This is a genomic window from Vibrio sp. ArtGut-C1 (genome assembly GCF_002105475.1).
Lineage (GTDB): Bacteria > Pseudomonadota > Gammaproteobacteria > Enterobacterales > Vibrionaceae > Vibrio > Vibrio diabolicus.
The window spans coordinates 181115-193479 of the sequence record NZ_NCTH01000004.1; the positions used below are offsets into that span (position 1 = coordinate 181115).

Annotated in this window: 11 protein-coding genes; all 11 read right to left on the reverse strand. The window is 47.1% G+C overall.

From position 1 onward, the window contains the following. Positions 1–8 precede the first annotated feature (8 nt). On the reverse strand, positions 9–1121 hold the full coding sequence (locus B7360_RS05360) for a chemotaxis response regulator protein-glutamate methylesterase (protein WP_047008842.1): 1113 nt from the start codon (positions 1119–1121) through the stop codon (positions 9–11). A 29-nt stretch (positions 1122–1150) separates the two neighbouring features. Then, a complete protein-coding gene (locus tag B7360_RS05365; protein ID WP_085342882.1) occupies positions 1151–3391 on the reverse strand; it encodes a chemotaxis protein CheA in 2241 nt (746 codons plus the stop codon). A 9-nt stretch (positions 3392–3400) separates the two neighbouring features. Continuing rightward, positions 3401–4141: a protein phosphatase CheZ gene (locus B7360_RS05370; RefSeq protein ID WP_006741709.1), complete on the reverse strand. Its 741-nt coding sequence runs from the start codon at positions 4139–4141 to the stop codon at positions 3401–3403. 120 nt (positions 4142–4261) lie between these two features. Beyond that, entirely contained in the window at positions 4262–4630 is a 369-nt protein-coding gene (gene cheY / locus B7360_RS05375; RefSeq protein WP_017635949.1) for a chemotaxis response regulator CheY, read from the reverse strand. 45 nt (positions 4631–4675) lie between these two features. Beyond that, positions 4676–5410, reverse strand: a complete 735-nt coding sequence (locus B7360_RS05380; protein WP_048625854.1) for an RNA polymerase sigma factor FliA — start codon at positions 5408–5410, stop codon at positions 4676–4678. Next, positions 5403–6290 carry a MinD/ParA family protein gene (locus tag B7360_RS05385; RefSeq protein ID WP_085342883.1) on the reverse strand — a complete coding sequence of 296 codons (888 nt, stop codon included), beginning with the start codon at positions 6288–6290 and terminating at the stop codon, positions 5403–5405. The genes B7360_RS05380 and B7360_RS05385 overlap by 8 nt, the downstream gene beginning before the upstream one ends. 14 nt (positions 6291–6304) lie before the next feature. Next, entirely contained in the window at positions 6305–7822 is a 1518-nt protein-coding gene (gene flhF, locus B7360_RS05390) for a flagellar biosynthesis protein FlhF (protein ID WP_012841533.1), read from the reverse strand. Between the two features lie 28 nt (positions 7823–7850). After that, positions 7851–9950 (reverse strand): flagellar biosynthesis protein FlhA, encoded by a 2100-nt coding sequence (flhA, locus tag B7360_RS05395; RefSeq protein WP_053808936.1) that lies wholly within the window; start codon positions 9948–9950, stop codon positions 7851–7853. 210 nt (positions 9951–10160) lie between these two features. Next, entirely contained in the window at positions 10161–11291 is a 1131-nt protein-coding gene (gene flhB / locus B7360_RS05400; protein ID WP_005380490.1) for a flagellar biosynthesis protein FlhB, read from the reverse strand. 3 nt (positions 11292–11294) lie between these two features. Further along, positions 11295–12077 (reverse strand): flagellar biosynthetic protein FliR, encoded by a 783-nt coding sequence (gene fliR / locus B7360_RS05405; protein ID WP_005384463.1) that lies wholly within the window; start codon positions 12075–12077, stop codon positions 11295–11297. 8 nt (positions 12078–12085) lie between these two features. Next, positions 12086–12355 (reverse strand): flagellar biosynthesis protein FliQ, encoded by a 270-nt coding sequence (gene fliQ / locus B7360_RS05410; RefSeq protein WP_012841532.1) that lies wholly within the window; start codon positions 12353–12355, stop codon positions 12086–12088. Positions 12356–12365 lie beyond the last annotated feature (10 nt).

The window sequence follows — 12365 nt, forward strand, 5'->3', positions numbered from 1 at the left end:
GATGAACCCTACGCTAGGCCAACTTCCACCAACATGCGTTCTGCAATGCGGTCAAGCGGTAAATCTTCTGAAGAAATGCCTGCTTTAGCAACAGCTTGGGGCATACCATAAACAACACAACTTTCTTCATCTTGAGCCCAAATAGTTGAGCCTGCAGACTTCAACATACGAGCACCTTCACGACCGTCTGCACCCATGCCAGTCAGCACTAAAGAGAGTACTTTGTCACCGTATACTTTGGCTGCAGAACCAAAAGTCACATCCACACATGGTTTGTAGTTCATGCGGTCGCCGCCATCAATGATACGAAGACGAGCAGCCCCCGCTCGACCATCCACCATCATTTGCTTACCACCTGGAGCAAGGTATGCCACACCAGGCTGTAAGACATCGCCGTCTTGGGCTTCTTTCACTTGAATCTTACACAAGGTATTCAAACGGCTGGCAAATGCAGCAGTAAAGGTTGCCGGCATATGTTGGATCAATACGATCGGATGCGGGTAGTTCATCGGTAAACGCGTCAGAATTTTTTGCAAAGCAACCGGACCACCAGTCGACGTGCCAATTGCGGTCAGTTGATACTTCTTACCAGAGGCTCGGAACTTTGCCGCAGCCGGTCGAGCAGGAGCTGGAGTCGCTGGCGAAGCCGTTCTTGAGCCTAGTGGACGAGCTGCCGCACTGGTACTCGCAGCAGCGCGAGTGATTGGTCGACGCATAAAAGCGCGCTTCGAAGCAATCTGAATAACACGTTGCTGAAGCAGTGACACCGCTTCTTCGCGGTTACGTGCGATGTCTTCAAACTTTTTCGGTAAGAAATCCAATGCGCCCGCATCTAGCGCATCAAGCGTGGCTTTCGCCCCGTCATGGGTCAGGGACGAAAACATTAGGATTGGCGTTGGAGCCGCTGCCATGATTTCACGCACAGCGGTAATGCCATCCATCACTGGCATTTCAATATCCATCGTGATGACGTCCGGTTTAAGAGATTTGGCTTTCTCAACCGCCTCTCTGCCATTTACCGCAACGTCAATCACTTCTAGGCGCGATTCTGAGTTGATGATTTCGCTCACGCGACGTCGAAAAAAACTCGAATCATCAACGACTAGTACTTTAATCGCCATCTTATTCCTTTTAATAACGTCAGCTTTGCTTAAAGGCGTGAAGCCGCAGCATATCGCTTAAGTAAATCAGGCACATCTAGAATTAATGCAATATGGCCATCGCTAGTGATTGTTGCACCAGCCATGCCCGGAGTGCCTTGCAATAGATTATCGAGTGGCTTAATAACCACTTCTTCTTGACCAATAAGCGTATCCACAACAAAACCAACGCGCTGGTTACCGATCTGTACAATAACCACATGACCGTGACCAGTACGCTCTTCGACGTTTTGTGATTTGGATGCTAACCAGTTCTGTAAGTAAAATAGCGGGATAGATTTTTCACGCACAATGATCGTCAACTGACCATCTACCACGTTTGTGCGACTCAGATCCAAGTGGAAAATTTCGCTCACAGATGCCAGTGGCAGTGCAAACGGATGACCGCCAACACCAACCATCAGTGTTGGTAGGATCGCAAGCGTCAGTGGTACTTTGATGGTGATCTTAGTGCCTTTCCCTAGCTCAGAATCGATATCGATTGAACCATTTAAGGTGTTGATCGCCGTCTTAACCACATCCATGCCAACGCCACGGCCAGAGATGTCAGAAATTTTATCTTTACTTGAGAAACCTGGCGCAAAGATAAGGTTGAAGCACTCTTTGTCTGTTAAACGGGCCGCCGCATCTTCGTCCATCATACCGCGCTTAACCGCGATACCACGCAGTTTGTTCGGGTCCATACCGCCGCCATCATCTACGATGGATAGCTCAATGTGATCCCCTTCTTGTGATGCAGACAAAATCACTTTACCTGTGCGTGATTTACCTGCTTTCGCGCGGTCGTCTGGCATTTCAATACCGTGGTCAACCGAGTTACGAACCAAGTGAATCAATGGATCGGCCAATGCTTCTACAAGGTTTTTATCGAGATCGGTTTCTTCACCGCGCATTTCCAGCACGATGTCTTTATTTAGATTGCGCGCCAAGTCACGGACAACGCGTGGGAAACGGCCAAATACTTTCTTGATTGGCTGCATACGCGTTTTCATTACCGCGCCTTGCAGATCCGCCGTTACGACATCAAGGTTGGCGACCGCTTTGGACATTTCTTCATTGTCGCTGTTCAAACCAAGGCTTAATAGACGGTTTCGGACCAATACAAGCTCACCTACCATGTTCATGATGGTATCAAGCGTCGAGGTATCGACACGAACAGTTGCCTCGGCCTGAGGCTTTTTAACCGCTGGCGCTTTCGCCTCTTCTTTCACCGCGACAGGTTTAGATTCTGGTTTTGGTTTTGGTGCTGGAGCCGGAGTTGGAGCTGCTGGTGCTGGCTTAACCGCAGGCTCAGGTTTCGCAGGGCTTTCCTCTACGTTTGCTGATGCCGGCTTCGTTGCCATATCCAGTTCTTCTAGCGTAGGACCTTTGCCCGCACCATGTAGCTCATCGAGTAACTTTTCGAACTCTTCGTCCGTCATTAAGTCACTATCTTGATTTGCTGACGATGCAACTGGCGCAGCTGGTTCTGCCGCTTTAGGAGGTTCTGCTGGTGCAGATGCTGCAGCCTCTGCCGCTGATGGACTTTTGCCAACGCCGTGAAGTTCGTCAAGTAGACGCTCAAATTCATCGTCAGTGATATCGCCACTTTCAACTGATGGCGCACTTGATTGAGGGGGCTCTGATGGCGTTGTTGGTGTCGCAGGTTCTGAAGCGCCTGGAGCAGAGCCTTTACCATGAAGCTCATCCAGCAGCTTTTCGAATTCGTCTTGGGTAATTTCATCGACAGAGCCGACACTTGACGCTGGCGCGGCAGATTCTTCAATAACAGGCTCAGGAATGACAGGTTCAGGAGTAACCACTGGTTCTTCAACCACGGTTGCAGCGACTTCATCTTCTGATTCAGGTTTACATAGACGATGAAGTTCTTCAAGAAGGGCAGGATCCGCAGCTTCCAATGGTTCACGATCTTGAACGGCTTGGAACTGGGTATTGACCGTATCCAACGCTTTTAGCATCGTATCCATTAAGTTTTGCGTGACCGTGCGTTGGCCGTTTCGTAAAACGTCGAACACGTTCTCCGCACCATGACAAGTATCGACTAGCTCTGCCAAAGACAGAAAGCCAGCACCGCCTTTTACGGTGTGAAACCCGCGGAAAATTGCATTAAGTAAGTCTTTGTCTTCTGGGTTATTTTCCAATTCAACCAACTGCTCAGAAAGCAGTTCGAGAATTTCCCCAGCCTCAATGAGAAAGTCCTGAAGAATATCTTCGTCTAAATCGTAGCTCATACGTTACCTTTAAAATCCAAGACTGGACAACAAGTCATCGACTTCGTCCTGCGATGAAACCGCATCTTCTCTCAGTTCTGGATGAAGAATCGGGCCTTCGGCTTCGCTTGTTTGTGTATTCTTTTTATCTGCCGGTTCTGACAAAACTTGAATGTGTTCTTCAGGTTTATTTCCAGAGAATACGGTTAGGATTTCCACTAAGCGGCCTTCTACTTCATTTACCAACGTAATTACGCGGCGAATAATCTGGCCAGTTAGGTCTTGGAAGTCTTGCGCCATGAGAATTTCGGTCAATTGACCACGCAACTCAGTGCTGTCACCTTCGACTTGAACTAATAGCTCGTCGATTCGGTGACAAAGTGCTTTGAATTCGCTTAACTCGATGCGCCCGTGCATGAGTTCATTCCATTGAGGACGAACTTTCTGAAGGCAATCATGCAGGTTGTCAGCGATAGGAAGGCAGCAGTCGACTGCATCCATCGTTTTGTTGGCTGCTAGCTCTGTCTTCTCGATCACATAATTAAGACGATCCCTTGCGTTAGGGATTTCGTCTTTCGCAATTTCGGTCATGCGCTGATCGAGACTGAACTGCTTGAGTGATTCGTGAAGGTCTCGAGTTAAGGCTCCAATTTCTTGCAGCATTGGATTCTCGGCACCTTCGTAGATCGAGGCAACAAGCATATTGGCTTGGTCTTGTTCCCCGTTTTCTAGCATTTGAACGAGTGACTTCGCCTGCTCTAGTGAGATCATTCTGAATAGACCCTTTTACGTTTAGTTCTTCTTATCACTTTAAAAACGCTAAACGAGTCATTTAATAGGTATTTAATAATTGGTATGAATGACTCGAATAACAAAGAGAAAAAGAGAGAGTTATAAACGCTCGAAAATTTTATCTAATTTTTCTTTTAATGTTGCAGCAGTAAATGGCTTAACAATGTAGCCGTTTACGCCTGCTTGAGCAGCTTCAATGATCTGCTCACGCTTCGCTTCAGCCGTGATCATTAGAACTGGCAAATGCTTAAGTTCTGCATCCGCGCGGATGTGTTTAAGCAAATCGATGCCTTGCATACCTGGCATGTTCCAGTCAGTTACAACAAAATCGAAGTCACCTTTTTTCAGCATTGGTAATGCGGTTAAACCATCGTCCGCTTCTTGAGTGTTATTGAAACCCAAGTCACGAAGCAGGTTTTTAACAATACGGCGCATTGTTGAGAAATCATCAACAATAAGGATCTTCATGTTTTTATTCAAAATTGCCTCCACTGAATCGTAAAATCAGTGTTTTTAGTCATTTTGTGTCCACGCACTGAGCTTGGTGCGCAAACGTTGCATCGCTTGACTCAGTATTTGACTTACGCGAGATTCGCTTACGCCTAACACATCGCCAATTTCTTTCAAATTGAGTTCTTCATCATAATAAAGCGAAAGTACCAAAGCTTCACGCTCTGGAAGCTGTTTTATTGATTCAACCAGTGCTTTTCGAAATGATTCATCGGCAACCCCTTTGAATGGGTTACTGTCATCAGTTTCATCTGCAGGTGAAATCACATCATCAGAAACGCCTAAATCTTCAATACCGACTAATTTTGAGCAGTTGATATCGGTCAGAGCACTATGATATTGATCCAGTGTCATACCGAGATGCGTGGCTACTTCAGAATCAGTAGGATCTCGATTTAATTCGCCTTCCAGCTCCGCAATCGCTTGGTTAATCTCTCGATTATTTTTATGAACAGAACGCGGTACCCAATCGCCTTTGCGCATGTCATCTAACATTGCACCGCGAATACGGATACCTGCATAAGTTTCAAAGCTCGCACCTTTAGAACCATCATAATTCTGCTGAGCTTCGATAAGACCGATCATGCCGGCCTGAATTAAATCCTCTACCTGAACACTCGGCGGTAAACGGCCTAATAGGTGGTGAGCAATGCGCTTAACCAACACTGAGTAGCGCTCTATAAACGCTTGCTGGCTATTAAACTTGCCATGTTGGTCATAGGTTATCGCTTTATTCACCAAAAGGGTCCTCTGCGAATTCGGTACGATTTAGCAACCTTTCCACAAAAAATTCCAAGTGTCCACTTGGTGTTTTCGGTAGTGGCCACGTTAACGCTTTGTTTGCTAGTGAGCTGATAGCTAAAGCGGCAGGTGAGCGAGGGAACGCATCAACGACAATTTTTTGTCTTTTTACAGCCTGTCGTACTTTATCATCTAATGGAATACATGCTACGAGTTCAAGGCTGACATTCAAGAATCGCTCTGTGACTAGCGTCAACTTTGCAAACAATTCTCGCCCTTCACGGTAGCTTCTGACCATATTTGCTACAACTTTAAAGCGTTGGACCTGGTGTTCTTTACTTAACAGCTTAATTAACGCATATGCATCTGTGATTGAAGTTGGTTCATCACACACAACCACAACGACGTCTTGAGCTGCTCGCGAAAAACTGATTACCATGTCAGAAATGCCTGCGGCGGTATCTATCAGCAGGACGTCCATTTCGTCTTCAAGACTACCAAATGCTCGAATGAGTCCAGCATGTTGAGCGTGAGAAAGCTCAGTCATGCTCTGCGTGCCAGAAGTTGCAGGGATTATCTTTATACCATAAGGCCCTTCGACAATCGCTTCTTTTAGCTCACATTCACCCGCTAAGACATGTCCTAGATTACGTTTTGCACGAATTCCGAGCATCACGTCCACATTGGCCAGACCTAAATCAGCGTCGAGAACCATCACTTTCTTGCCTTGGCGAGCCATACAAATCGCCAGACCCAGTGTTACGTTTGATTTCCCCACACCACCTTTGCCGCCAGTAACAGCAATCACTTTGGTCAACGATGGTTGTGTTAAGCGACGGAGGCCGCTTGCTTGATCGTGTATCATATTCTCAGTCATAGTAGTCCGCCGCCTTAGAGTCCTTCACTGTCACTGTTCCAAAAGTGAGGTTCGTTCTCTGTCGACTTCTCTAACAGTTCATTTGCTTTCGCAAGCATATATTTTGGTTGCGCTATCACAATGTCTTCTGGCACGCGCTGGCCATTAGCTATGTAAGCCACTGGCATTGCGTTTTGAATCACTACACTGATGAATTCGCCTAGACTTAATGACTCATCAAGCTTCGTCATAATACAACCCGAAAGTGGTATGCGTCGGAAGTGATCCAGCGTTTCTTGTAGAACGCGACGTTGTGCGGTAGCTGGCAAAACAAGGTAGCTGTGAATCACTTCTCCGCTCTCTTGCATTAGAGTATCGAGCTGCTCAGAAAGCCTGACATCTCGTTGCCCCATCCCTGCCGTATCGACCAAAATCAGTCTTCTGTTTCTTAGCTGATATATAACATCGGCTAACTCGTTAGAATCTTTAGCAACTCTTACGGGACAACCCATGATTCTTCCGTAAATTGAGAGCTGCTCATGTGCACCTATGCGATATGTGTCTGTTGTCACAAGGGCCACATTGTCGGCACCGTATTCCATGGCGGCACGTGCTGCGAGCTTCGCAACGGTGGTTGTTTTTCCCACCCCCGTCGGACCTAACAGTGCGACCACACCACCACGTTTTAAAATGTCCTGTTTAGGAATATTGATTTGATCCGCCACCAGCGACAACAACGCTTTCCACGCTCGCGCTGGTTTTGTATCTTCCGGGATATAGCACGCCATTTGGTCTGCTAACTCCGGAGAAACGCCCATACGCTCTAAGCGCTTAATCAGCATTGCTCTGAGCGGCTCACGACGTTCCACTTCCTGCCACATCAAGCCAGAGACTTGATGCTCTAGAAGACGACGAATTGACGTCATCTCTTCGCGCATACTCTCCAGCTCATCGGCAGACTCTTCTCGCTCATCACTTGGACGGCGGCGATCATAGCGTGTCGGATCCAACTTCGGCGTTGGACGCTCAAATCGATTATCTTGTGCGATTAACTTCGCCAAAGGTGAATCTGGTTGATATGGCGCTGGCTTTTCTTGGTTGTAGCCGTCGCGATGCTTATTCTGGCGTTGCAATAAAGCAGAGAGCGAATCTTCATTTTCCGCTACATGATCGTCAGCATCTGCTGCACCACCACTATATTGCTTAAGCATGTTAGCGAATCGCTGCGTCATCGAGCCTGTTTTTTCGTTGTTACTGTTATTACTGTTCAGGCTAATTTTATCTTCATCTAAATGACGATCTTGATAACGATCTGCAGAAGACGATGACATTTGACGATGTTCGTTATAGCGATTCGATTGAGAAGCACCGCGATTTTGTTGTGACGCTGCGCTTGCTTGAGACGGGTTAGATTCACTATCTATCGCCGCAACAATCGCCACCCCACCAGCCACTTTCTTGTTTGACATGATCACCGCTTCCGCGCCTAACTCCTCTTTCACTTGGAGCAGCGCCGTTCTCATGTCTTTGGCAAAAAATCGCTTTATTTTCAAACTATGAATCCATTAATGATGCGTGAGATCAGTTACCCACGGCTTGCACAATTCTGATCTGTTTTTCATCCGGGATTTCTTGGTAAGACAGTACCCGGAGATTAGGTATTGTGTTCTTCACAAATTTCGCCAACGTCGAGCGTAATACACCGGAAGTAAGCAGAACGGCTGGCTCGCCTTTCAATTCTTGTTCCTGTGTCGCTTGGCTTAGTGAAGACTGCAATCGTTCAGCGAGCCCCGGTTCAATCCCCGCGGATTCGCCTCCTGATGCTTGCATAGTTTGATGCAATATTTGTTCCAGTTCAGGTATCAAAGTAATCACTGGCAGCTCAGGCTCTATACCATTGATTTCTTGAACAATTAGACGTTTTAGACTAATTCGAACTGCTGCCGTCAATATGTCAGCTTCTTGACTCTTACTTGAGTACTCAGCCAAAGTTTGAACAATCGTGCGAATATCGCGGATTGGGATGGCCTCGTTTAACAAGTTTTGTAGGACTTTCACCACCACACCTAATGGTAATTGGTCAGGAACAAAGTTCTCAACCAACTTAGGCGCGCTGCGCCCTAACATTTCTAATAAATTCTCTACTTCTTCATGACCAATCAACTGCGATGCGTTATTAGTCAATAACTGGCTCAGGTGCGTCGCTAATACTGTCGATGAGTCAACAACCGTATAACCTAACGCCTGAGCATGCTCACGCTGATCTTCGCGAATCCATACAGCTTCCAGTCCAAATGCAGGGTCAATGGTTGGCTCGCCATCAATCATGCCATACACCTGACCTGGGTTAATCGCTAGCTCTTGATCCGGACGAATCTCAGCTTCGCCCACCGCAACCCCCATTAATGTGATTCGATAGCTGTTTGGCGTCAGTTCAAGGTTGTCACGTATGTGAACCGCAGGGATTAAGAACCCAAAATCTTGCGATAGCTTTTTACGCACACCTTTTACGCGCTCTAACAGTTCTCCGCCTTGGTCTCGGTCCACTAGCGGAATCAAGCGGTAACCCACTTCTAGGCCAATAATATCGACTGGCTGGACGTCGTCCCAAGACAGTTCGCGTTGTGATGAAGGCTCTGCACCTTCGTCGGCTTTCGCTGGTAAAGCCGGTTCTTTCGCTTTCTGCTTTTGGCGTTTATCGATGAAATACGCCGCCGCGCCAGCCGCGACCGCCAGACTCAAAAACGCAAAGTGTGGCATGCCCGGTACGATGCCCATCACACCGAGAATAGCTGCGGTAATCATCAGTGCTTTTGGGTTGTCGAACATCTGGAAGACCAGCTGTTCACCCATGTCTTCATCGGTGTTTTGACGCGTCACCATCATCGCCGCTGCAATCGACAGCAATAGCGATGGAATCTGTGCAACTAGGCCGTCACCAATCGTCAGCAAAGTATAGATTTCAATTGCCTCACCGAAACCCAATCCATACTGCGCCATACCGATCGACAGACCGCCGACGATGTTGATAAACAGAATCAAAATACCGGCAATCGCGTCACCTTTTACGAACTTCGAGGCACCATCCATTGAACCATAGAAATCCGCCTCTTTGGTCACTTCAAAACGACGAACTCTTGCTTGTTCTTGGTCTATCAATCCGGCATTTAAGTCCGCATCAATCGCCATCTGCTTACCTGGCAACGCATCAAGGGTGAAGCGAGCACTTACCTCAGAGATACGACCTGCACCTTTGGTCACCACCATAAAGTTGATGATCATTAAGATGAGGAAAACCACTAAGCCGACCGCGTAGTTACCACCAATAACGACATTACCAAACGCTTCAATTACGTTACCTGCCGCGTTGCCGCCTTCATGACCATGCAGTAAGACGACACGTGTCGAGGCAACGTTCAGCGCCAAACGCAACAAAGTCGCGATCAGCAGTACCGTCGGAAAAGCGGCGAAGTCCAACGGACGACGTGTGTAAACGGTCACTAACAACACCACCATCGACAACGCGATGTTAAAGGTGAAGAACATATCCAGCAAAAAGGCTGGAATAGGCAGCACCACCATCGCTAAGGTGGCCAAAACCATCACCGGCGCGCCAATAGCTGGCATTTCACGCTGAGGGATTCGTGGCAATTTATCTGCAAATGGCAGGCTTAACTTCATACTACGAGAGATCTCAATCGATTGAAGCGTCACGTTAGCTCTTACTATTAATACGCGACCGCTTTGGCCTAAAAGTTTAGGTATGGTTGATAATTAAGGCGTTTTAAGCAAGCTATGTACCATAATTAACGCCAAAATAATGACTAAACACTCAAGTAGAGCTTAATATCTGATTCAATTAGCCTTTTTAGAATTAGGCTTCTTTTAGCATTAGTGCCGGTGTTCTGGCGGGATTGGCAAATCGTAATCCTGAATTTTGGGGCGCTGACCACCTCGCTTTCGGTATTGCTTCAACTGGAATACAAATGCCAAAACCTGAGCCACCGCAGTAAACAATCCATCGGGGATCTCTTGTTCTAGCTCGGTAGTATGGTACAGCGCACGAGCAAGTGGCGGAGCAGGTACAATTGTGATGTCATGCTCTCGGGCGACTTCTCGAATCTTCATTGCCATGTGATCGGTGCCTTTAGCGATCACTACCGGCGCACGGTCTGTCTTCTGTTTATAACGAAGCGCAACCGAAAAGTGCTCTGGGTTGGTAACAATAACATCAGCCTGAGGAACGTCTGCCATCATACGACGTTGAGCCGCTTCCCTTTGCAACATACGAATACGGCCTTTAACTTCCGGCTTACCCTCAGTCTCTTTGTATTCGTCTTTGACTTCTTGCTTGGTCATTTTTAACTGATCGGCGTGCTGCCAGATTTGAAATGGAATATCGATGGCAACCACGATCAACAGTGAACAGCTGATCAACAAGATAAAGTTCAGCAGAATATCTAAAGCATGGAAGATGTTTTGCGGATACACATCCATACTTAATTGAATCAGATCCGCCTGCGATGCTTGGATCAAATAGATCGCCACACCAGTAACCAAAACCACTTTGAGTATTGATTTGATCAACTCCACCCAGCTTTGCATTCCGACCATCCGCTTTAAACCGCTAAGCGGATTCATTTTTGACAGCTTTGGCATAGCCGCTTGAGCAGAAAAACTGATTCCTCCCACACCCGCAGCACCAATCATGGCGGCAGTAAACAACGTAGCTAGCACCAAAAATAGTGGGAACAACAAATCACTCATCGCGCCCAAAGCGATATCAAACAGTTTTGCCGTATCAAAAATCTCTTCTCGTTGAAGATCAAATAAACGGCTCATGATGGAAAACAGTGAGCGTGCTAACGCCTCGCCAAACCACATCAGTGAAATGGCGCCAACGATCAGTACAGATGCTGATGCAAGTTCTTTAGACCGAGCAACCTGCCCCTTTTCTCTGGCTTGTTGTAACCGTCGGGGCGTGGCTTCTTCGGTGCGTTCCTGACCGTCTGATTCTGCCAATTCTTAGCACTCCAAGCGAATGAGTCGACAAATCTGCGCCTCACCCACTGTCCAGAACATTTCATAATGACTATAAAGGCCAGCCAATATGTACCAACAAAGTAATAGGCCCACCATCAAAGCAAAAGCAAAACCAAGCGAGAAGATATTCAGCTGTGGTGCGGCACGGGTCATTACACCAAACGACAAGTTAATGGTAAGTAGTGCAATAATGCCAGATAGAGACATACTCAGTGCCGTTTGGAACATAATACCAAGCCAGCCTGCCATTTCACGGAAATCAACCGCGTTGAGCGAGCCGGAGCCAATCGGCAGTGTTTTAAAGCTGAACACGACCAGTTGCAGCATTTTCAAGTGCCCATCGGTGGCAAGGAAAAACATTGTCGTCAAAAACATGAATAGCTGACCAAGCAATGGCGTGTTCTGACCATTTGCGGGATCAACCATAGAAGCGAAACCCAAACTTGACTGCATACCCAATATTTGTCCCAACAAGACAAAGGTTTGAATCATAAATTGAGTGACCATGCCCATCGCAATACCGATGATCATTTGCTCGGCAATGGTCATAAAACCCCGAAACGAGAGCAACTCAATGTCTTGAGGCACTGCAGGGATCGCTGGCATGACGGCAAAAGTAATGGCTAACCCGAGGTAAAGGCGGATTCGTGGTGAGACAAATCGAGCCCCAGTTACCGTCATCACCATCAGCATGGAAGAGATACGAACGTAGGGCCAGAAATAGTTTGCGATCCAATCTAAGACAACGCTAGTGGGGTACTCCATAGGCGCCTCTAATAAAGCACCTGAGGTAAGCGCTCAATCAAGCCATAGAAATATTCCATCAACATTTGCGTCATCCAGTGACCAAATAGCATTAGAGCCAAAAGCGTGACAATCAAACGCGGCAAGAAGCTCAATGTTTGTTCGTTGATGGAAGTCGCAGCTTGGAAAATCGCAACAATAAGGCCGATAAGCAAACTTGGGATGATAATGGCGCAGACCATGATAAGCACCATCCAAAGTGCTTCACGGAAAAGCTCGACAAACATTTCTGGTGTCATGTCTTATCCT